Annotated in this window: 19 protein-coding genes; 4 read left to right on the top strand and 15 right to left on the bottom strand. The window is 66.2% G+C overall.

Translation table 11 applies throughout. From position 1 onward, the window contains the following. The first annotated feature begins 415 nt into the window (after nt 1-415). Nucleotides 416-1,267 carry an SAM-dependent methyltransferase gene (locus tag FK531_RS03750; protein WP_246097848.1) on the top strand — a complete coding sequence of 284 codons (852 nt, stop codon included), beginning with the start codon at nt 416-418 and terminating at the stop codon, nt 1,265-1,267. A 275-nt stretch (nt 1,268-1,542) separates the two neighbouring features. On the opposite strand, the gene FK531_RS03745 is transcribed toward FK531_RS03750, so the two are convergent. The 13 genes from FK531_RS03745 to FK531_RS03690 all read right to left on the bottom strand — a co-directional run bounded on the left by FK531_RS03745 (nt 1,543) and on the right by FK531_RS03690 (nt 13,652). Next, the gene (locus FK531_RS03745) at nt 1,543-2,238 is read right to left on the bottom strand and encodes an Rv1363c family protein (protein ID WP_246097805.1); all 696 of its coding nucleotides are present in this window, start codon (nt 2,236-2,238) and stop codon (nt 1,543-1,545) included. After that, nucleotides 2,235-3,047, bottom strand: coding sequence for an Rv1363c family protein (locus FK531_RS22230; protein WP_181762797.1), 813 nt, complete (start codon nt 3,045-3,047; stop codon nt 2,235-2,237). The genes FK531_RS03745 and FK531_RS22230 overlap by 4 nt, the downstream gene beginning before the upstream one ends. Further along, on the bottom strand, nt 3,014-4,432 hold the full coding sequence (locus FK531_RS03735) for an MCE family protein (RefSeq protein ID WP_142095252.1): 1,419 nt from the start codon (nt 4,430-4,432) through the stop codon (nt 3,014-3,016). Before FK531_RS03735 ends, FK531_RS22230 begins: the two co-directional genes overlap by 34 nt. After that, nucleotides 4,429-5,667 carry an MCE family protein gene (locus FK531_RS03730; RefSeq protein ID WP_142095251.1) on the bottom strand — a complete coding sequence of 413 codons (1,239 nt, stop codon included), beginning with the start codon at nt 5,665-5,667 and terminating at the stop codon, nt 4,429-4,431. Before FK531_RS03730 ends, FK531_RS03735 begins: the two co-directional genes overlap by 4 nt. Beyond that, nucleotides 5,664-6,935 (bottom strand): MCE family protein, encoded by a 1,272-nt coding sequence (locus tag FK531_RS03725; RefSeq protein ID WP_435531005.1) that lies wholly within the window; start codon nt 6,933-6,935, stop codon nt 5,664-5,666. Before FK531_RS03725 ends, FK531_RS03730 begins: the two co-directional genes overlap by 4 nt. An 8-nt stretch (nt 6,936-6,943) precedes the next feature. Continuing rightward, nucleotides 6,944-7,999 carry an MCE family protein gene (locus FK531_RS03720; RefSeq protein WP_142095249.1) on the bottom strand — a complete coding sequence of 352 codons (1,056 nt, stop codon included), beginning with the start codon at nt 7,997-7,999 and terminating at the stop codon, nt 6,944-6,946. Next, on the bottom strand, nt 7,996-9,024 hold the full coding sequence (locus FK531_RS03715) for an MCE family protein (RefSeq protein WP_142095248.1): 1,029 nt from the start codon (nt 9,022-9,024) through the stop codon (nt 7,996-7,998). Before FK531_RS03715 ends, FK531_RS03720 begins: the two co-directional genes overlap by 4 nt. Continuing rightward, nucleotides 9,024-10,205 (bottom strand): MCE family protein, encoded by a 1,182-nt coding sequence (locus tag FK531_RS03710; RefSeq protein ID WP_142095247.1) that lies wholly within the window; start codon nt 10,203-10,205, stop codon nt 9,024-9,026. The genes FK531_RS03715 and FK531_RS03710 overlap by 1 nt, the downstream gene beginning before the upstream one ends. 4 nt (nt 10,206-10,209) lie before the next feature. Beyond that, on the bottom strand, nt 10,210-11,061 hold the full coding sequence (locus tag FK531_RS03705; protein WP_142095246.1) for an MlaE family ABC transporter permease: 852 nt from the start codon (nt 11,059-11,061) through the stop codon (nt 10,210-10,212). A 4-nt stretch (nt 11,062-11,065) separates the two neighbouring features. Continuing rightward, on the bottom strand, nt 11,066-11,830 hold the full coding sequence (locus FK531_RS03700; RefSeq protein WP_142095245.1) for an MlaE family ABC transporter permease: 765 nt from the start codon (nt 11,828-11,830) through the stop codon (nt 11,066-11,068). A gap of 103 nt (nt 11,831-11,933) precedes the next feature. Further along, nucleotides 11,934-12,092 (bottom strand): hypothetical protein, encoded by a 159-nt coding sequence (locus FK531_RS22225; RefSeq protein ID WP_181762796.1) that lies wholly within the window; start codon nt 12,090-12,092, stop codon nt 11,934-11,936. Between the two features lie 328 nt (nt 12,093-12,420). Continuing rightward, nucleotides 12,421-13,326: a 3-oxoacyl-ACP reductase gene (locus FK531_RS03695; RefSeq protein WP_435531011.1), complete on the bottom strand. Its 906-nt coding sequence runs from the start codon at nt 13,324-13,326 to the stop codon at nt 12,421-12,423. A 134-nt stretch (nt 13,327-13,460) separates the two neighbouring features. Beyond that, nucleotides 13,461-13,652, bottom strand: coding sequence for a ferredoxin (locus FK531_RS03690; RefSeq protein ID WP_142095243.1), 192 nt, complete (start codon nt 13,650-13,652; stop codon nt 13,461-13,463). A gap of 226 nt (nt 13,653-13,878) precedes the next feature. On the opposite strand from FK531_RS03690, the gene FK531_RS03685 reads away from it, so the two are divergent. The 3 genes from FK531_RS03685 to FK531_RS03675 are packed head-to-tail and all read left to right on the top strand — an operon-like array spanning nt 13,879 to nt 17,834. Beyond that, nucleotides 13,879-15,054, top strand: a complete 1,176-nt coding sequence (locus tag FK531_RS03685; RefSeq protein WP_142095360.1) for an acyl-CoA dehydrogenase family protein — start codon at nt 13,879-13,881, stop codon at nt 15,052-15,054. Nucleotides 15,055-15,093: 39 nt separating this feature from the next. Next, a complete protein-coding gene (locus FK531_RS03680) occupies nt 15,094-16,194 on the top strand; it encodes an acyl-CoA dehydrogenase family protein (RefSeq protein ID WP_142095242.1) in 1,101 nt (366 codons plus the stop codon). A 17-nt stretch (nt 16,195-16,211) separates the two neighbouring features. Continuing rightward, complete coding sequence (locus FK531_RS03675) at nt 16,212-17,834, top strand: long-chain-fatty-acid--CoA ligase (RefSeq protein ID WP_142095241.1); 1,623 nt, start codon at nt 16,212-16,214, stop codon at nt 17,832-17,834. Nucleotides 17,835-18,001: 167 nt separating this feature from the next. Here FK531_RS03675 and FK531_RS03670 read toward each other — a convergent pair whose 3' ends face one another. Beyond that, nucleotides 18,002-19,117, bottom strand: coding sequence for an NAD(P)H-dependent flavin oxidoreductase (locus FK531_RS03670; protein WP_142095240.1), 1,116 nt, complete (start codon nt 19,115-19,117; stop codon nt 18,002-18,004). Next, a complete protein-coding gene (locus FK531_RS03665) occupies nt 19,117-20,769 on the bottom strand; it encodes an acyl-CoA synthetase (protein ID WP_142095239.1) in 1,653 nt (550 codons plus the stop codon). Before FK531_RS03665 ends, FK531_RS03670 begins: the two co-directional genes overlap by 1 nt. Nucleotides 20,770-20,800: the final 31 nt, after the last annotated feature.

The following is a 20,800-nucleotide window of genomic DNA, read 5'->3' as shown; positions in this document are numbered from 1 at the left end:
AACGGTCGATCCCCCGAAGCCTCGCCCGCGCCCGCAGGATCGTTGGGCCGGCCACAGACCACTTCATCAAGTTAGAACACGTTCCTGCCCGATGCAAGCATTCGACCCGAAGTGCCTGACGGACACCAGACTTCGTGAACTCGGCGACCACTCGCCACCCGAGAATGGTCGGCTTGCCGCGATCCCCGGACAGGAAGCTCCCGCCCCGAACTGTCGCTCGCAAGCGTCTGCGAATGACCCGACGACGGCGCGAAAGGACTGCTAGCATCGGCGCCCGGCCCCGCATATCGGCTGGGGTCCATCGCCTGAGGGGGGCAAACCCATGACAGTTATGGAATTTCGTGACTCCGAGAGCTCGAGCCGACGGATTATGCGGTGGACTCGCGAATGGGGGTGGTTCGCGTCCTTGGTCTTCGTGCCCGCGATTCCTGATCGATTCAGTCGGGTGTATGACGATATTCTCACTGCATCCAACTGGCTAGGTGAGGAATCGCTGTTTTTCAATCTGGGCTATTGGAAAGACAGTCCCCAAACCTTCGATCAAGCGGGCGCGGCGCTGGCTCGGCTGGTAGCGACCGAAGCGCGCCTCGGGTCCGATGATGTGGTGGTCGACGTCGGCTGCGGATTCGGCGATCAAGATTTTCTCTGGGCGGATGAATTCGGACCGAAACGAATTACAGGCGTGAATATATCCGCGAAACAGATCGAGATCGCGACCGCGCGGGCCGCTGAACTAGGTCTCAGCGACATCGTCGAGTATACGCACGGGTCCGCAAGCGATCTGCCCCAAACCGATGCGTCCGCGACGAAGGTGACCGCGCTCGAATCAGCGCTTCACTTTCCGTCGCGGTCACGATTTTTCGAGGAAGCATTCCGAGTCTTGGCACCTGGCGGTCGGTTGGTGACCGCCGACGTTGTGCCGCTCGCAAATGAGTATGTTACAAGCAAGACCAGCCGGTTACGCCCCCTGGGAAAAGTGGTGCACGGCATATTCACGACTTCCCGTCAGAATCACACCAATGCGGAGGAATACCGCCAAGCGCTCATCGCAGCCGGCTTCAAAGATGTGAGAGTCTACTCCATCCGCGATCACGTCTACCCTCAGTATGCGGAATATGTCAGCGTTAAGCTCAGGCAGCCGGAGATGAGGAGAATGAATCCGTTGATTCGGAGCTTTTTCGGCCCAAGAGGAGTGTCGTTCTGGGCCCCTTGGCTGGACTATATCGTTGCTGTTGCGGACAAGCCGGCCGCGGGAGATGGTATTTAGCCTCAAGCTTTCTCATTGATCCCGCGCCAGCTTAGCCGGCGCGGGATCAATGGTTTCTGGTCGTGGGCATGGGCCACACCTGCCTCGAGGATCTGCCGCATCAACGTCGTCACGCCCCGCTCCCCTAATGTGTACCGGTTGAACACGGTTCTCTCGTCCCCGAACATCGCCGCGAAGCAAAATGGCAGGTCCCCGATAGACGGGGACCTGCCACCACCACGACCGTGCGGGTGCCGTCGAGGCCAATAGGGACCGCAATGAAGTCGGAAGAGCCTTTACACCGGGGTAAGCCGGGCGGTGAGCCAGCGATCGCCGTCCTTGTGCATCTCCATCCGCACCCGGCTACCGGTGGTCGCGGCGTCCGGCGCGTCGGCGCTGGTGGTGATCTGGTTCAGGTACAGCAGCACCACCGCGTCGTCCGGCGTCGCCGAGACGGGCGCACCCGCCTGCACGGTGACCTGGACGGTGAGCTTCTTCTCCTTGGCGCCCGGCGCGATGGTCTCCTGCACGAGCTTGGTGTAGTCGTCCCGGAACGAACCGGTGAGACCGTCTGCGGCAGCGGCGAGTTGGTCGTCGACCTTGTTGTAGTCGTACGAGAGCATCGCCTTCGCCTGCTCACCGGCGGCCTGCACCGCGTCGACGCGGGCCTGCTCGGTCGCGACGTCCTGCCTGTGGCCCCAGTACAGCCAGCCGACGCCGCCGGCGAGCGCAAGCACGAGCACGGTCCCGATCGCCGCCAGTGCAATCCTCAGCGGGTTGCGTTTACCCGACGCGGTGTCCAGCTCCGCCTCGGGCGCAGCCTCCTCGGCTGCCATATCCTCGAGCGTGGCGTCGTCTGCTGCCGTCTTGACGTCGGTGCCGGGCTCGGCGGCCGACTGGTCCACGCCGAGATCCTCGGTGCTCGTCTCGGCCGCAACCGAATCCACGTCAGTGGGCTCGGTCGGCGTCACCGACTTGTCGTCTTCGCTCATGGCACAAACTCCACCTTCGACGCCGTCATGGTTCCGTCGGCGTCCGTCACCGTCACCCGCATCCGGAAGTCACGCGGGCCGTTCTGGCTGTTGTCGGGGGTACTGACATCGGCACGGGCGGCGACGAGAACCCTTGCGGTGTCGCCGTCCTCGCTCTGGACCCCTGACTCGATGATCTTGCCGACGGTGGTGACTCCGGCCTCCTTCACGACGCTGACGAAGGGGTCCTGACGACCGTCGAACTCGGACTTGAACTCGCCGCTCGCGCCCGCGAGGATGCGGTCGACGTCCTCCTTGGCGGTGTCCGGCTTGATGGTGGTCAGATTGAGCACCGTCTGCCGGGCGACCTGGTCGAACTGACCGCGCCTGGCGTCACGCTCGTTGGCGGAGTTCCGGTCGAACAGCAGGACGATTCCGGCGGCCACCAACGCGACCACCAGCACCGCGACGACGCCGATCAGGGACAGCCGGCGCCAGTTGCGCGGGGGCTTCGGCGTGTCCGTCTCGGCCGCGGGCTCCGACTCGTCGCTATCGGTGTCGGAGTCCGGCTCACCCTTGGACAGGTCAACCTTCGCCGCCGCCGGAGCGGTCGAGGCGCCATCCGTGTCCGCATCGACCTTCGTCGACTTCGCGGTCACCGCTCCGGCTGGCGTTGCCGCCGTCTCCGGCGACGCCGTCGGCTTCTGCTCGACGGTCTCCACCGCCGGCCCGTCCTTGGCCGGTCCGGCGCTGCGGCTCGCGCGTCTGCGCGTGGCCGCACCGCTCTTCGCGGGCGTCAGCCCTGCTGACGTGTCATCATCGTCTGCCACGTCGAATCCTCTCTCGGCTTACCCCCCGATGCCAGCGCGGGCTGGGAGTACAGGCGACCGTCGGTCCCCGTGTATTTGCCCGTGGTCGGGTCATACGGTCGTGCCGTGGCGGGCACGGCGGACGTTCCCTGATACGAGCTGGGAACGGTCGTGTACGAGGGTACAGACGGATCCTTGACGGGGCCGTTGGGCGGGTTGTTGCCCAGCGGCACGTAGCCTTCCGGACTCTTGCACTCCTCGACCGTCGCCGCACGCTTGCCGGGGAACTCCATGCACGGCGAGTTCCGGGCACCACGCACGGTCGTCGGGTCGTTCTGCGCAACCCTGCAGAACATGCCGGGAGGCGTATCCGGCGTGTCCACGGCGCTGCCCGGACGCCACTGATCCGCAGGAAGGAAGCCGGTGGTGCACGGCGGCGGGTCGTTCACCTCCGCGGCGAAGTTCACCATGCCCCCCTCGTCGCGAGGTCCCTTCAATGCCATGGTCATCAGCGCCGCGGTGATCGGCGGGTACAGCACCAGCACCTGCTCGATGCTCTTGTTGTAGATCACGCCCACCTGGCCGACGCTGACCAGGTTGGTCAGCAGCAGCGGCAGCGTCGGCTGCAGCCCCTGGAAGAGCTCGTTCGCCTGCTCGGCGGCCGCCGGCCCCTTCTCGAGCACGTCGCGGATCTGAGGATCGCTGGCGCGCAACTGATTCGAGAAGGTCACCAGATCCCGGGTCCAGGACCGGATCGCGTCGCTGCTGACCACCTGGGTGTCGAGCAGCGGACCGGCCTGGTCGATCAGTGTCTTGGTGGCGTCGACGTTCTTGTTCGCCTCCTGGATGAACAAGCGCGCCGAGTCGATCAGCCGCTGCAGGTCGGGTCCGGCACCGTTGAACGCCTTGAAGGACTCGTCGACCACGGTCCGCAGTCGCGTGTTCGAGATGCTCTTCACCAGGGTGTCGGCCTGGTCCAGCATGGAACCGACATCGGTCGGAACCGCCGACCTGTCGAGCGGAATCACGTCGCCGTCCGACAGATACGGCTCGCTGTCGGTGCGGGGAATCAGATCCACGTACTGCTCACCAATCGCCGAGACACTCTTGACTGTCGCGTCCACGTCGGCCGGGATGTCGTAACTGCTGTCGATGGACAGCTTGGCGTCGACGCCGGTGTCGGTGAGCACGACCTCGTTGACGGTTCCGATATTCGTGCCCCGGTACGCCACGTTCGCGTGCGGATACAGGCCACCGGTCGACGGCAGTTGCACCGTGACGTCGTAGCGCCCGATCCCGAAGAGCGCAGGTAGCCGGACGTACTGGGTGGACATCACCACCAGGCCGATCACGGTCAGGATCGAGAAGATGATCAACTGAGCACGGACGAACTTCGTGAGCATCATGGCTTGGGCGCTCCTAGCTGCGGCAATCCCGGGATCTGCGGGAGCTGCGGAAGACCCGGAATTGCCGGCGCGGCGGCCGGTTTCGGCTGAGCCGGCGCGGGCTTCGGGGCGGGACTCTGCAACGGGTTCGAGGCCTGTCCGGCAATTCCCGCCGTCCTGCCCAGCGCGCCCTCGACTCCGCCGAGAGTGCCGCCGAGTCCGGTTCCGGTCAGGAAGTTCGTGTCCAGCCGCTTGTTGGTCAGGTCGACCGTCATCATGAGGTTCGCGTAGTCACCGCGTACCACCTGGTCCAGATTCTTCATCGGGAACGGGTAGGTGAGCATGATCGTCAGTGAGTTCGTGAGCGCGCTGCCGGTGCCCGCCAGCTGGTTCAACAGCGGAGTCAACGACTTCAGGTTCGCCTTGAGATCGTCGCCGCTCTTGTTGATCACCCGCGTCGCGACATCACTGAAGTTTCCAAGCGCGACAAGTGCATTGGTGATGTTCTGCCGCTGTCCCGTGAGCACCTCCAAGGCCGGCGGAATGCCCTCGAGGGCCGCGGTCAGGGTGGCGCTCTGTTGGTTCACGGTGCCCGCAAGCCGATCGATGCCCTCCATCGCGGAGACGATCTCCCCACGCTGCCGATCCAGGCTGCCGACCAGGTTGTCGAGTTGCGGCAGCAGGTCGCGCACCGACTCTGCACGACCGTCGAGGGCCGAGTTCAGTTCGGTGGTGATGTCGTTGAGCTGGGCGAGCCCGCCGCCGTTGAGCACCACCGACAGGGAGGACAGCGTCTGCTCGGTGGTCGGGTATGCCCCGGCACGCTCGAGCGGAATGACGTCCCCCTCCTTCAGCGTGCCCTGGGGCGCGATCCCGAGCGGAGGCGCCAGTTCGAGGTGTTGCGAGCCGAGCAGGCTGGTCTGACCGATCTTCGCGGTGGCGTTCGCGGGCAACTTGACGTCCGGATTCAGCGACACCGTCACCAGCGCGTGCCAGTCCTGCACCTCGATCCCGGACACAGTCCCGACCGTCACGTCGTTGACACGCACCGGCGAATTCTGCGACAGGGTAGTCACATTGGGCATCTGGATCTTGACGGTGTACGAGCCGTCCTCACTGCCCTGTGTCCCGGGCAGCGGAATCGAGTTGAGCCCGTTCCACTCGCATCCCGTGAGGGTGAGAGTGAGGCCGAGGGCGACCGCCACGACCGCACCGCGGCGGCGAATCGACCTGGTGTTCCTGGATCTGGGGGTCATCGACCGCCTCCCGGCTTGAGCAGTGCCCCGAGGTCCTTGGGCACGGTGACGGTGGGCATCGCCGCGAGCGGTCCCGAGTACGACTTCGACGCGGCGGCGGGCACCCGGTTCGCCAGGCTCGGCGGGGTGTACGCGATCTGGCCGGGCAACGCGTCCACGCCGACCGCCGGATTGGTCATGAAGCCGGGGTAGTTCACGGCCACCGAGTTCAGCACGGGACCGAGGTACTCCTTGCACAGGTCCGCCGACTTGCCGGAGTCGTTGCTCTCGAGGCCCTGGATCATGCCGCAGATGGCGTTGATCGGATTGCCGGTGTTGCTCAGCGCGATGGCGCCCGCCACGGAACCCGACGCCGGCCGATAGATGTTGTTGAAGTTCGCGAGCGCGTTGGGCGCAATGTGCAGGACCTGCTCGAGCTCCGGACGCTTGCGTGCCAGCACTTCGGTCGCGTCGGCGAGCCGACCGACCTGCTCCGTCAGCGCGTCCCGGTTCTCGCTGACGAACCGCTGCACGTCACCCATTGCCAAGTCCAGATCGCCCAGGGCCTTGCCCAGCTCGTCCGAGTTGTCCGCCAGAAGGGACGACACCGAAGCGAGACGCCCGCCGAACTGCACGATCTGCTGATTGCTCGCGGACAGTGCGGTCACGAACGTCTGCAGGTTCCGAATCGTCCCGAACAGGTCGGTGCGTCCGTCCGAGAGCGTCTTCATCGTGTCGGAGAGCTCACGCAGGGTCGCGCGCAGCGCGTCACCGTTGCCGTCGAGGTTGGCCGCCGCGGTGTCGATGAAGGTGCCGAGCGAGCCCTGGTCGGCCGCGCCCTGCGGGCCCAACGCGTCGGACAGCTTCGTCAGCTCGGTCTTGATCTCGTCCCATTCGACCGGAACCGCGGTGCGCTCCACCGGAATCGAGGCACCGTCACTCATCGCGTCGCCACCGGAGTAGACCGGCGTCAGCTGAATGAAGCGAGCCGCGACGAGGCTGGGCGCCACGATGATCGCCTTCGCATCGGCCGGAATCTCCACGGAGCGGTCGACATTCATGACCACCTTGGCATTGTCGCCGGAAGGGTCGATGCTCTCGATCTTGCCGACCTTCACGCCGAGCACCCGCACGTCGTCGCCCGCATACAGACCCGTCGTGGACGGGAAATATGCGGTGACTGTGGTCTTGCCCAGCCCGGGGAACAGGAAGAAGGCCCCCGCTACCAGGGCTGCGACCAGCACGGCGGCAATGCCACCGCGTAGTAGCCATTTGTTTCGGTTCGTCATCTGGGCGCTCATCGGTTCGGATCCACCAGCTCGGCTTTCAGGGGCGGGAAGTTGGCCAGGTCCTTCGGCACGTGCTCGGGCCAGGTCAACGAGTCCGTGAACGTCTGGGTCAGCTGGCCGATGCTGAAGTTCGCCACGTACGCCATGAAGAACGGCCCGCTACCGACGGTTTCGCCGAGTGCTGTCGCGTACGGCCCGAGGCCGTCGAGCGCCTTGCCGATGTTGTCCTTGTTCTTCTGCAGGATGCCGATCACCGAATTGAGCTTGTCCAGGGTGGGTTTCATCTGCTGCTCGTTGTCCTGGACGAGGCCGGTCAGCTGCCGCGACACATACGAGATGTTGGTGATCAGCTGACTGATGGCAGCGCGCCTACGGTCGAGTTCGCCGAGCAGCTTATTGCCGTCCACGATCAGCGAGTTGATCTGGCCGCTGCGGTCCGCGAGGATCTTCGTCACGCTCTCGGCCCTCGAGAGCAGGTCCCGCACGCTCTGGTCGCGGCTGTTGATGCTCTGCGAGAGTCGGCTGATGCCGTCGAGAGCGGTTCGCAGCTCCGGCGGCGTGTTCGCCAGCGCACCCGACATCGCGTTGAGCGAATCGTTCAACTGCTTCGTGTTCAGTTCGGAGACGGAATTCGTCAGATCTCCGAGCGCATCGTTGAGCGAGTACGGAGAGTTGGTGCGGTCCAACGGGATCACGCCACCGGCCCGCATCGCACCGGCACCCTCCGGGGTTACCTGCAGCGACTTGCGGCCGAGGATCGTATTGGTCTTGATGTCCGCCCGCGTGCTGTCGCCGAGACCGATGCCCTCGTTCATGGAGAAGGTGACGAGCACCTTCTGGTCGTCGAGGTCGACCTTGTCCACCTTGCCGACATTGACGCCGGCAACGGTGACGTAATCACCGGTGAGCAGGCCGCCCGCGTCCTCGAAGTAGGCCTGGTACCGGGCGCCGCCCGAGAGGAACGGCAGCCGATCGTACTGCAGGCCGGCAAGCACCAGGGAGGCCGCGACGACGATCCCGATGATGCCGATCTGTACTGGATTTCTTGCCTCGCGATGGCTCATGGCAGCGGTGCACACCTCCCGGTGGTCTGGGGCGGGGTCGTCGGCAGCGCCACCTTGAGGTCCTTGCCGTCCGGTCCGGTGAACTTCATCGTGACCGAGCACGTGTAGAACTGGAAGACGCTGCCGTAGGTGCCGACGCGAATCAGCTGCTTGTAGGTCTTGGGCAGCCGTTCGAGCACCCAGTTGATGGTGTCCTGGCCCTCGTCGAGCTGGTTCGCCACGCGGCCGGCCTCGGCGATGGTGGACTGCAGGTCGGGCCGGGCACCCTCGAGCAGCTGCGCCAGATCACCTGTCGCGGTGGCGATCTTGGGGATCGCGTTGCCGATCGGATCGCTGTCCTTGGCCAATCCGCTCACCAACTGCTGGAGCTGGTCGATGGTGGTCGAGAACTGGTCGCCCTTGTCGTTGATCGTCTTGAGCGTCGTGTTGAGGTTGGTGATCACGTCGCCGATCAGCTTGTCCCGGTCGGCGAGGGTCGAGGTGAACGAGCTGGTGCTGCCGAGCAACGAGACCAGCGTGCCGCCCTGACCCTGGAACACCTGCACCAGCGCGCCGGTGAGGTCGTTGACCTGCTTGGGATCGAGGCCCCGCAGCAGTGGCTTGAACCCGCCGAGCAGCAGGTCCAGGTCCAGCGCCGGCGAGGTCTGCGACTGCGGGATGGTGCCGCCGCTGCCGAGGGTCTCGGCCGAGCCCGCACCCTCGAGCAGTTCGAGGTAGCGGTCTCCGACCAGGTTCTCGTAGCGGACCGTCGCCTTCGTGCTCTGCAGAAGCGAGTACTTGGTGTCGACGCTGAAGTCGACCTCCGCGAGGTTGTCTGAGCCGACCGTGACGCGCTTGACCGAGCCGACGGGGACGCCCGCGATGCGGACCTTCTCGCCGGCCTTGAGCCCGGAGGCGCTGGTGAACTCGGCGTGGTAGCCGTCGGAGCTGCTGAACCGGAACTGGCTGAACACGACGGCCAGTCCGGCGAAGATCAGCACCATCACGGTGGTGAATGCGAGCAGCTTGATCGTGGTCGGCCGCATCACTTCTGTCCTCCCTGCGGCGCCACGCCCGCGTACAGCCACTGGAACATCTTGGGCACGTTCACCGCGGTCTTCGTCGACGGGACGTACGGCACCGTTCCGGTGTCGGCGACGACGAACTTGGCATTCCCGTCCCGCCTCGGATCGAAGTCCGGCAGGCCCCAGCAGTTGGGACCACCGGAGGCGTTCACCTTCGGCAGGTCCTTCGGGTAGGTGTACGGAGCCGATCCGGGTACGAAACTCGTGCTCAGTGCGACACCGGGCTGCAGACCACCGAAGATGTCGTTCGCCGCGGGGAGCGTCTTGTCCAGGCCGGTCAGCAGACAGGCAATGCTCGGCGAGTACTCGGCGAGCAACGCCGTCGTCGGCTTCAGCAGCGACAGCGACTGCGTCAGGTTCGCCTCGTTCGTGGTGAGCACGTCGTTGGCGGTGTTCGCCAGCCCGGTCACGTTCATCAGCAACAGGTTCAGGTTCGCCTGCTCCTCGACGATGGAACCGCTGGTCGCGGTGGCGTTGTCGAGCAGCTTCATCAGGTTCGGCGTGACGTCCGCGTAGGTGTTGGTCACCCTGGCAGCGGCGCTGAGGTCCTTCTGCAGTTGCGGCAGAGTCGGGTTCATCGTCTTCAGGTACGAGTCACTGTCCTGGAGCAGCTGTCCGAGCTCTTCGCCACGGCCGTGGAGGGCCGACGAGATCGCGCCGAGCGTGGCATTGAGCTTCTCCGGCTCGATCTGCTGCAGCAGGGTCGACAGGTGCTGGAACAGGGTGTTGAACTCCACCGTCACCGCAGACGCCTCGATGTTCGAGCCCGGGGTGAGCGACGTCGACGACGGCTGGTCGGGCACGACGAAGTTGACGTACTTCGCGCCGAACACAGTGGTGGACTTGATCTCTACCTTCGCGTTCGACGGGATCAGGTGCAGCATCGAAGGATCCATGGCCAGATCCAGTCGTGCCTGACCGTTCTCTTCCTCAATCGACGCGACCTTGCCGACCTGGACGCCGCGCAGCTTCACCTTGGCGTCGCGGTCCATCACCAGTCCGGCCCGCTGCGCGGTCACCGTCACCGGTTCTGAGCTGGTGAAGCCGCCGGCGAACATCGTCAGTGCGACCACGACGATGCCGACGAGGCTGCCGACCAGGACGAGCGCGGCGATCTTCTTCTTCCACGTGGATTCCGTCATGGCGCTATCCCGAGAGGTTGAAGTTGCCGGACCCGCCGTAGATGGCGAGTGAGAGGAGCAGGGTCACCGTGACCACGGCGATCAGCGAGGCGCGCACGGCGTTACCGACGGCCACGCCCACGCCGACCGGGCCGCCGCTGGCGTGGAAGCCGTAGTAGGTGTGGATCAGCATGACCGCCAACGCCATCAGGATCGCCTGCGCGAACGACCACAGGATGTCCGTGGGAATCAGGAAGGTCGAGAAGTAGTGGTCGTAGACGCCGGAAGACTGCCCGTACAGCACGACGGTGGCGAAGCGGCTGGCGACGAACGACGCGACGACGGCGAGCGAGTACAGCGGGACGATCGCGATCATGCCGGCCATGACACGGGTGCTGACCAGATAGGGAATCGACGGGATCGCCATCACCTCGAGCGCGTCGATCTCCTCGGAGACCCGCATGGCACCGAGCTGCGCGGTCGAGCCTGCACCGATGGTCGCGGCGAGACCGATGCCCGCGATGACCGGGGCGGCGATACGCACGTTGATGAATGCCGCGAAGAAGCCGGTGAGGGCCTCGACGCCGATGTTGCCGAGCGAGCTGTAGCCCTGGACCGCGATCACGCCGCCGGCGGCCAGGGTGAGGAAGCCGACGATGACAACGGTGCCGCCGATGACGGCGAGCGCGCCGGTGCCCATGCTGATCTCGGCGATCAGCCGGATCGTTTCCTTGCGGTAGTGGACGACGGCCCTGGGCGCTGCCGCGAGGGCGCGCCCGTAGAACAGCGCGTGGTCGCCGATCTTGTCGATCGACTGGGAGATCTTGCCGATACTGCGTCGGGTGCCACGGAATCGTCCGGTCAGTGCGAGTGCCATCCCGTCACCCCGCCGTCAGCTTGATGCCGATGGCGGTGACCAGGACATTGACGACGAACAGTGCCATGAAGGCGAACACGACTGTCTGATTGACCGCGTCACCCACGCTCTTGGCTCCACCCTTCACATTGAGACCGAGGTAGCAGGCCACGAGACCCGCGATCATGCCGAACAGGCCGGCCTTGAGCTGCGAGAGCATGAGCTCCCCGAAGCCGGTCAGCAGCGTGATGCCGTTGACGAAGGCTCCCGGGTTGACGCCCTGCAGAAATACCGAGAACACGAACCCACCGGCGATGCCGATGGTGCACACCAGACCGTTGAGCAGGAGCGCGACCACCGTCGACGCGAGCACTCGGGGCACCACGAGGCGTTGGATGGGATCGATGCCGAGCACCTTCATCGCATCGATCTCCTCGCGAATGGTGCGCGCGGAGAGGTCGGCGCAGATGGCGGTCGCGCCCGCGCCCGCCACGATGAGCACGGTGACCATCGGCCCGATCTGGGTGACCGCGCCGAGCGCCGCACCGGCGCCACTGAGGTCGGCCGCGCCGATCTCGCGAAGCAGGATGTTGAGCGTGAAGCTCACCAGCACGGTGAAGGGCACCGCAACCAGGACGGTCGGTAGCATCGACACCCGCGCCACGAACCACGCCTGGTCGACGAATTCACGATGCTGGAAGGGCGGCCGCGCCATTGCGCGGAATGTCTCCCCGGTCATGGAGAAGAAGCCGCCGACCGCGCGCATCGGCACGGCAAGGAGGTCGTTCACCTTTCCTCCTCGTCAGAGTTCGCGCGCATGGCTCGGGGAGGAACGCTACGATCCCCCCCGGAGTCTGTGATCCAGGTCATACTAACTAGAACGTGTTCACCTGTCAAAGCCGTTCATCCTCCGAGCCGTTCGTGCGCGTCAAGGCAAGAATTGGCGACATCGACCCGCGGTCGAGCTCGCGCTCGTTCAGCAGTTCCACCGAGGTCGCGCCGGGCCGGCCGTCGGGATCCGAGAGCCCGAGCACCGCTCCGATGTAGGACATGGACCTGCGCACCTTCGCACGACCATTCACGTTGCCTGCCTACGCCTTTCGCCAGTACGGAACACCAGGGAGGTTGCGCCGCCGCGACGCGAACCGACAAGGAGGCAAGGCGGGGCGAGAACGGCGAATCACACCGCTCCCGCACCGCAATGCTCCCGGCCGGCAACCAACTGGACACACTCCCCCGAGCCCCGTTGCGCCGGGTATTTCTAGAACACGTATCTACGGAATGACCCCAGGTAGTGCCCACTCCGGACACCATCTTGGCCCAGCCAAACTGCCCTGCGTGCCGGATTCAGGGTTTTCTTACCGCAACAAAAGTTTGCGGTCAGCCCAGCGACTTCACGGCCGCCGTCGCGGCGAACATCTGCGCCGGATCGCGGCCGTCGAAGTACCCACCGAGCGCGTCGGCGAGACCGGCCGGGCTCCACGCCGAATCCGGAGCGTCGAAACGCTGCTCGACGACCGGCGCCGCCATCAGCGCGACCATCGGGCCGTACACGATGAAGACTTGACCGTTGATCGCGTCCGCGGCGGGCGAGGCCAGGTAGGACACCAGGTTCACGACATGCTCGGGCGAGAGCGGATCCGTGCCGTCCTCGGGAGCCTCACCGAAAACGTTCTCGGTCATCGCGGTGCGCGCACGCGGGCAGATCGCATTGGCGCGGACGCCGTAGCGCTCGAGGCCACGCGCGGCGGACAGCGTCAGCGCGGTGATACCGGCCTTGGCCGCACCGTAGTTCGGCTGCCCCGCGGGGCCGAGCAGTCCGGCCTCGGAGGAGGTGTTGATGAGACGGCCGTAGACGGGTGCGCCAGCGGCCTTGGACTCGGCCCGCCAGTGCACAGCGGCGTTGCGGCAGAGCAGGAAGTGGCCACGCAGGTGCACCTTGAGCACCAGGTCCCATTCCTCGTCGGACATGCTGAACAGCATCTTGTCGCGCACGATGCCCGCGTTGTTGACCACGATGTCGACGCCACCGAGCTGCTGGGCGGCCTCCATCAGCGCATCCGCCGTGGAGCGCTCGCCGATGTCGCCTGCGACGTACACCGCCTTGCCACCGAGGGCCTGGACCTCGTCGAGCACGGCGTCCGCCTGCTCGCCCGCGACGAGATCGTTGATCACCACGTTCGCGCCGGCAGCCACGAGACCGAGCGCCTCGGCCTTACCGAGGCCGGACGCCCCACCGGTGACGATCGCAACCTTGCCGTCCAGACTTACCTCGCGACTAGCCAATCTCACCACTGCCTTCGTGAATTGATGCGGTTGCGGCGGGCACCCCTTGGGACATGAGCCCGGGAGCACCCGCCGCCTTCGTGACGCCAGTCACTTTAGAACGTGTTCTCGTTTGCGGCAAGGACGGCCGCAGCTCAGCGCTCCAGCCGCAGCGCGGCACGCGGGCACTGCGCGACGGCCTCCTCCATCAACGCAACCGCCTCCGGCGAATCGTCGGGCTGCGTCACGAGCAGGTTGTCGTCGTCGTCGAGATCGAAGACGTCAGGCGCGATACCCACACACACGCCGTTGGCCTCACATCGATCAAAATCGACCTTGACCTCCATTGATGAACCTCATTTCTCGCTTGGAATCGTCGTCTGCGCTCGCGGTCTACGGGCTGGATCCACGGGCAGATCCACCATTAGACTAGAACCCGTTCCACTCCTGTGCAATGATGCGAAAAACCCGCACTGACGGGCCGAAAGCGGGCTCCGGATGAGCGCCGGACCGTAACAACATTGCCGCACCGGACACAGGGTAGAACCTGTGTCAGAGACCGGAGAGGGATCGATGCACATCACCTACACCGCGGAGCAGCAGGCGCTGCGGGAGGAGCTCCGCGCGTACTTCGCCAAGCTCATCACTCCCGAACGGCGCGAAGCGCTCAGCGCCCAAACCGGCGAGTACGGCTCCGGCACCGTCTATCGGGATGTCGTGCGCGAGATGGGCCGGGACGGTTGGCTGGCCCTCGGCTGGCCCAAGGAGTACGGCGGGCAGGAACGCTCGGCGCTCGACCAGCTGATCTTCACCGACGAGGCCGCCATCGCCGGCGCGCCGGTCCCGTTCCTCACGATCAACTCGGTCGCGCCGACGATCATGCACTACGGGTCGGAGGAGCAGAAGAAGTTCTTCCTGCCCAAGATCGCGGCCGGTGAACTGCACTTCTCCATCGGCTACTCCGAGCCCGGTGCCGGCACCGACCTGGCGAGCCTGCGCACCACTGCGGTCAAGGACGGTGACGACTACATCGTCAACGGCCAGAAGATGTGGACGAGCCTCATCGCGTACGCCGACTACATCTGGCTGGCGGTGCGCACCGATCCGGGCGCCAAGAAGCACAAGGGCATCAGCATGCTCATCGTCCCGACCACCGCGGAGGGCTTCTCGTACACCCCGGTACACACGATGGCAGGCCCGGACACCAGTGCCACGTACTACCAGGACGTCCGGGTCCCCTCGTCCGCGCTGGTCGGCGAAGAGAACGGCGGCTGGTCGCTGATGACCAACCAGCTCAACCACGAGCGGGTCGCGCTGGTCTCCGCCGCGCCGATCCAGGGTGCGCTACGCGACACGATCGAGTGGGCGCAGAACACCAAGATGGCCGACGGACGTCGCGTCATCGACCAGGAGTGGGTCCAGATCAACCTCGCCCGGGTGCACGCCAAGGTCGAGTACCTCAAGCTGCTGAACTGGGAGGTCGCTTCCGCGCACGCCCCGAGCAAGGGCGACGCGTCCGCGTGCAAGGTGTTCGGCACCGAGTTCGCGACCGAGGCGTACCGACTGCTGATGGAGGTCCTCGGCCCCCTCGCCTACCTGCGCCAGGACTCCCCGGGCGTAGTGCTACGCGGACGGGTCGAGCGGATGCACCGCTCCTCGCTGATCCTGACCTTCGGCGGCGGCACCAATGAGGTGCAGCGCGACATCCTCGCCATGACCGCGCTGGGCCAGCCGCCCGCGAAGCGATAGCGCCCACCTCCCGACTCTCCTCGTACACAAGGACTTTCGATGGACTTCACACTCACCGAGGCCCAACAGGACCTCGAACAGCTCACTCGGAGCATCGCCGAGAAGCTGACCACCAACGACCGACTGCGCGAACTGGACGCCGCACAGGACCGCTTCGACGACAAGCTCTGGCAGGCGCTCACCGACGCGGGCGTGCTCGCTGCGGCGCTCCCGGAATCGGTCGGCGGCGGCGACTTCGGCATCCTCGAGCAGTGCTCCGTGCTGCGCGAGCTCGGCCGGACGATCTCCCCCGTGCCGTACCTGAGCTCGATCGTGCTGGCGGCGTCCGCTCTGGCCGAGTTCGGCGACGAGTCGCAGCGCGATCTTGCCCGCCTCGCCGGCGCCGGCGAGGTCGTCCTCACCGTTGCCCTCGCCGAGGAGCTCAACCTCGATCCGGCTCAGCCGGTCACCCGCGCCGAGCGCACCACCGACGGCTGGACCGTCACCGGCACCAAGATCACCGTGCCCGCGGCTGCTTTCGCGGACGCGATCCTGGTGCCTGCCACGACCGCCGAGGGTGTGTCGGTGTTCGTGGTCGAGCCGTCGGCCGCCGGCGTACGCGTCGACCGCCAGTTGACGACCGACTACAGCGCCGAGGCCGTCGTCGACCTCAGCGCCGCCGTCGCCACGGTGATTCCGGGCGGCGCAGAGGTACTGGACTCGATCCTGGCGCGTGCAGCTGTGGGCCTGAGTGCCCTTCAGCTCGGAACCTTGGAGCGGGCCCTCGAACTGGTCGCCGAGTACGCCCGCGAGCGGGTGCAGTTCGACCGCCCGATCGGCAGCTTCCAGGCCGTCGCCCAGCGCCTCGCCGACGCCTTCATCGACGTCAAGGGTGTCCGGTCCACGCTCTGGCAGGCTGCCTGGCGACTGAGCGAGAACCTGCCCGCCGAGGAGGAGATCCGCACCGCCAAGTTCTGGGCGGCCGATGCGGGCCATCGCGTCGCGCACACGGTGATCCATGTCCACGGTGGTGTCGGCCTCGACCGCGACCATCCGGTGCACCGCTACTTCCTGGCGGCCAAGCACAACGAGTTCGCGCTCGGCTCGGCCACCGAGCAGTTGCGGAGACTGGGACAGACGCTGGCCGACATCCCGGCCTGATCCCTACACTGCGCGCTATGACCCCTGCCACACCCACCGTCACCGACCTGCTGCTGGCTCTGCGTGACGACAGCGACCACGGAATCCTCTTCGAGGAGCAGAGGATTCCGTGGTCGGAGCACGTCGGAACGTGCTTCGACCTCGCCGCCGCCCTCGCGGCACTGCTGGATCCGGCGGCACCCCCGCACGTGGGGGTGCTGCTGGACAACGTCCCCGAGTTCGCCCTCGCCCTGGGAGCCAGCGCGGTGGGTGGCACGGTCCTGGCCGGTCTGAACCCGACCCGGCGGGGAGCGGCACTTGCCGGCGACATCGCCCGATCCGACTGCCAGATCGTGATCACCGACTCCGAGAAGGCGCACCTTCTCGACGGACTCGACCTCGGCGACGTCCGACTGCTGCGTATCGACACCCCCGAGTGGGACGACCTGCTCGACGCCCACCGCGGCAGTCCCGCGCCGGACACGAGTCCCGAGCCCGACGACCTGTTCATGCTGATCTTCACGTCCGGGACGAGCGGCGACCCGAAGGCCGTGCGTGTGACCCACAAGATGGTCTCCGGACCCGGCATCATGCTCGCCGAACGGTTCGGCCTGAACGCCACCGACACCACCTACGCGTCGATGCCGCTGTTCCACTCCGGCGCGGTCATGGCCTGCTGGTCCATCGCGCTGGCCGCCGGTGCGAACTTCGCCCTGCGGCGGAAGTTCTCGGCGTCCGGGTTCCTCCCGGACGTGCGCCGCTTCGGTGCCACCTTCGCGCACTACGTCGGCAAGCCGCTCGCCTACGTGCTCGCCACCCCGGAACACGGCGACGACGCCGACAACCCGTTGAAGATCGTCTACGGCAACGAGGGCTCCCCGTCGGCGCTCGTCGAGTTCGCGCGCCGGTTCGACGTCCGGGTCGTCGACGGCTTCGGTTCCACCGAGGGGGGTGTGCTGATCTCCCGGCTGCCCGGCACCCCGCCCGGCGCCCTCGGCCCGTTGCCCCAGGGCGTCGCCGTGCTCGATCCCGAGACCGGACTCCCCTGCCCGGTGGCCGAATTCGACGACTCGGGACACATCACCAACGCCGACAAGGCGACCGGCGAGCTGGTGAACACCGCGGGCACCGGCAGCTTCTCCGGCTACTACAAGAACCCCGAGGCCGAGGCCGAGAGGGTCCGGAACGGTCAGTACTGGAGCGGGGACCTCGGCTACGTCGACGCCGACGGCTACCTCTACTTCGCCGGACGCAGCTCCGGCTGGATGCGGGTCGACGGCGAGAACCTCGGCACCGCACCGATCGAGAACATCCTCGCCCGACATCCGAAGGTGCTCGAGGTCGCCGCCTACGCCGTCCCCGACCCGCAGGTCGGCGACCGGGTGGCCGTCGCCCTCGTCGCCTCCGACGGGTTCGACTTCGCCGAGTTCGCCGAGTTCCTCTCCGAGCAGAGCGATCTCGGCCCCAAGCAGATGCCGAGTTTCGTCCGGGTCACCAGCGACCTGCCCAAGACCGCGACTTACAAGGTGCTCGGCCGGTCCCTGAGCGCGCAGCGCTGGAACTCCCCCGATCCCACCTGGTTCCGCGCCCCGGGCAGCGCGTCCTTCGAGCCGGTCACCGAGGAACTGCAGCACAAGCTCGACGCGGAACTCGATCGCTGATCCCTCGCTCCCTTCTCCCTCCCCGTTTCGGTGGGCGTGAACGGACCGTTCAGGTCCGCTGAGAGCCTGAACGGTCCGTTCACACCGTCCGGACACAGCACGAGGCCGGGTACGAAATTCGTACCCGGCCTCGTGCATGGCCTGAATTGCGCCCGGAGGCGACGGTCCTACTTGAGCTTCTCCAGTCGCGCGACGGTCGCCTCGAACTCGGCGACAAGGTCTGCCATCGAGTCGGCGACCGGACGGATCTCGTTCATCCGCCCCACGATCTGGCCCGCGGGCATCGCCACGACCTCCGGGTCCTCCGACGCGACGATCCGCTGATGTGCCTCGCTGACCAGCAGATTCTGCAGCGGCATCGGCAGTGCCTCGGGTGCGCCCGGCTTGGACCAGGCATCGGTCCACTTGGTCTTGAGCAGCCGGGCCGGCTTGCCGGAGTAGATGCGCGAGCGCACGGTGTCGGAGGACGTCGCACCGAGCAGCGCGCGCTGGATCGCCGACGGGCCCTCACCCGACGCGCTGCCGAGCTTGTACTCCTCGGCGGTGAGCCAGTACGAACCCATCCAGACGCCGGATGCACCGAGGCTCATCGCCGCGGCGATCTGACGACCGCTTCCGATCCCACCCGCTGCCAGCACGGTCGCGGAATCGCCTACCGCATCGACGATCTCGGGAACGAGGACCATCGAAGCGATCTCGCCGGTGTGGCCACCCGCCTCGTAGCCCTGGGCGATGACGATGTCGACTCCGTTGGCCACGTGACTGAGCGCATGCCCAACGGCGCCGGCGAGGGCCGCGACCGGAACCCCGTGCGCGTGTGCCTCGTCGATGATGTCCTTCGGCGGCGATCCGAGCGCATTCGCGATCAGCGCCGGGCGGTGGCGAAGCGCCACGTCCACCTGCGCTCGCGCAACAGAGTGCAGCCAGCCCAGCACGCCGGTGGCGTGCTCGACGTCGTCGGACAACGGCGGGACACCGAGCTCGTCGAGCGTGCGGTTGACGAACGCGCGGTGCTCGGCGGGAATGAGCTTGTCGAGGTCGACGGCCGCACCCTCGGTGGGCACCTTGGCCGGCATCACGATGTCGACGCCGTACGGCTTGCCGTCGGTGTTCTCGTCCATCCAGGCGAGGGTGGCCTCGAGCTCGTCCGGGTCGTTGAAGCGCACGCATCCCAGCACACCGAGTCCGCCGGCCCGCGACACCGCGGCCGCGACGTGCTCGGACGGCGTGAACGCGAAGATCGGGTACTGGATGCCGAACTTGTCGGCAAGAGCGTTGTGCATCAGGAGTTTCCGTTGCCGTTCGTGAAGTGGTCGTCCGCGTCCCGCGCCTCGGTCTGCTGCTTGGCCCACTTGTAGTCGGGCTTACCGGCGGGTGAACGCTTGATCTCGTCGACGAACCACACGCTGCGCGGCACCTTGTAGCCGGCAATCTCCTTGCGCGCCGCGGCCACGATGTCGTTCATGCTGGGGCGTGCGCCGTCGCGGGTAGCGACTACCGCCGAGACCCGCTGGCCGAACCGCTCGTCCGGCACGCCGACGACCAGCACGTCGAAGACATCGGGATGAGTCTTGACTGCTCCCTCGACCTCCTCCGGGTAGATCTTCTCGCCACCACTGTTGATCGAGACGGAGCCACGGCCGAGCATCGTGACGGTGCCGTCCTCCTCGACGGTCGCGTAGTCACCGGGAATCGAGTAGCGAACACCGTTGTAGACCTTGAAGGTCTCTGCGGTCTTCTTCTCGTCCTTGTAGTAGCCGAGCGGGATGTGACCGTGCCGGGCGAGCACGCCGACCTTGCCCGATCCCGCCTCGATGACGTTGCCGTCGTCGTCGAGCACGACGGTCGCAGCGTCGATCTTCACCCGGGGACCGCCGGTGTGGGTGGCGCCCTTGGTGACGGCGGCCAAGCCGCCGAAACCGGTCTCCGACGAACCGATGGAGTCCGTGATGTAGCGGTTCGGCAGCAGGTCGAGGAACTCGTCCTTGAGCGCCGGTGAGAACAGGGCCGCACTGGAGGCCATCACGTACAGGCTCGACAGGTCGTACGGCTCACCGGTTTCCGGGTTGCCGGCCTTCAGCGCGTCGAGCATCGGGCGGGCCATCGCGTCGCCGGTGATGAAGATGAGGTTGACCTTGTGGCGATCGATGACCTGCCAGACCGCGTGCCCGTCGAACTCGGGGTGCATGACGAGCGTTCCGCCACCGAAGAGGCTGTGGAACACCGCGGACTGCGAACCGCCGTGGATCATCGGCGGGATCGGGAAGCGCACCATCGCGGGACTCGCGGCGCCGACCTTCGCGAGTTCCCACTCGTCCTCGACGCGCTCACCGGTGACGAAGTTGACGCCTCCGCCGAGAACGCGCCACCAGTCCTCGTGCCGCCACATGACGCCCTTCGGCATGCCGGTGGTGCCGCCGGTGTACAGCATGAAGATGTCGTCGGGGCTGCGTTCACCGAAGTCACGTTCGGGCGAGCTCTCGGACAGCGCGTGCTCGTACTCCACGCCGCCGAACGACGCGTAGTCCAGATCGGTGCCGTCCTCGACAACGACGACCGCCTTCAGCAGCGGCGTGTTCGGCAGCACGTTCGCCACCTTGTCGGCGTAGCGACGCTCCACGACGAGCGCAACCATGTCCGAGTTCTCGAAGATGTACTGCAACTCGTTCTCGACATAGCGGTAATTGACGTTCACCATGACCGCACGGGCCTTGAAGACCGCCACCATGGCCTCGATGGCCTCGATGGTGTTGCGGGAGTAGATGCCGACCTTGTCACCCGGCTTGACGCCACGACTCTGCAGGTGGTGGGCCAAACGGTTGGTCCGCTCCTCCAACTGCGCGTAGGTGAACTCGCGGTCGCTGTCAAGCAGCGCCACACGCTCGGGGTTCAAGTCGATGGAGTGCTCGACGAAGTCTGCGATATTTAGGGCCACATCGAACAAAGTAGAACGTGTTACCGTTTCA

The sequence above is a fragment of the Rhodococcus spelaei genome, from assembly GCF_006704125.1.
Taxonomy (GTDB): Bacteria; Actinomycetota; Actinomycetes; order Mycobacteriales; family Mycobacteriaceae; genus Rhodococcus_G; species Rhodococcus_G spelaei.
This window is presented reverse-complemented; position numbering and strand designations above follow the sequence as displayed.

Bases quoted from the DNA above. Each gene is read 5' to 3' on its own strand.
- FK531_RS03745 (WP_246097805.1), bottom strand. From the start codon at position 2,238: ATGAGCGAAGACGACAAGTCGGTGACGCCGACCGAGCCCACTGACGTG.
- FK531_RS03735 (WP_142095252.1), bottom strand. From the start codon at position 4,432: ATGATGCTCACGAAGTTCGTCCGTGCTCAGTTGATCATCTTCTCGATC.
- FK531_RS03730 (WP_142095251.1), bottom strand. From the start codon at position 5,667: ATGACCCCCAGATCCAGGAACACCAGGTCGATTCGCCGCCGCGGTGCG.
- FK531_RS03725 (WP_435531005.1), bottom strand. From the start codon at position 6,935: ATGACGAACCGAAACAAATGGCTACTACGCGGTGGCATTGCCGCCGTG.
- FK531_RS03720 (WP_142095249.1), bottom strand. From the start codon at position 7,999: ATGAGCCATCGCGAGGCAAGAAATCCAGTACAGATCGGCATCATCGGG.
- FK531_RS03715 (WP_142095248.1), bottom strand. From the start codon at position 9,024: ATGCGGCCGACCACGATCAAGCTGCTCGCATTCACCACCGTGATGGTG.
- FK531_RS03710 (WP_142095247.1), bottom strand. From the start codon at position 10,205: ATGACGGAATCCACGTGGAAGAAGAAGATCGCCGCGCTCGTCCTGGTC.
- FK531_RS03705 (WP_142095246.1), bottom strand. From the start codon at position 11,061: ATGGCACTCGCACTGACCGGACGATTCCGTGGCACCCGACGCAGTATC.
- FK531_RS22225 (WP_181762796.1), bottom strand. From the start codon at position 12,092: ATGTCCTACATCGGAGCGGTGCTCGGGCTCTCGGATCCCGACGGCCGG.
- FK531_RS03690 (WP_142095243.1), bottom strand. From the start codon at position 13,652: ATGGAGGTCAAGGTCGATTTTGATCGATGTGAGGCCAACGGCGTGTGT.
- FK531_RS03685 (WP_142095360.1), top strand. From the start codon at position 13,879: ATGCACATCACCTACACCGCGGAGCAGCAGGCGCTGCGGGAGGAGCTC.
- FK531_RS03680 (WP_142095242.1), top strand. From the start codon at position 15,094: ATGGACTTCACACTCACCGAGGCCCAACAGGACCTCGAACAGCTCACT.
- FK531_RS03675 (WP_142095241.1), top strand. From the start codon at position 16,212: ATGACCCCTGCCACACCCACCGTCACCGACCTGCTGCTGGCTCTGCGT.
- FK531_RS03670 (WP_142095240.1), bottom strand. From the start codon at position 19,117: ATGCACAACGCTCTTGCCGACAAGTTCGGCATCCAGTACCCGATCTTC.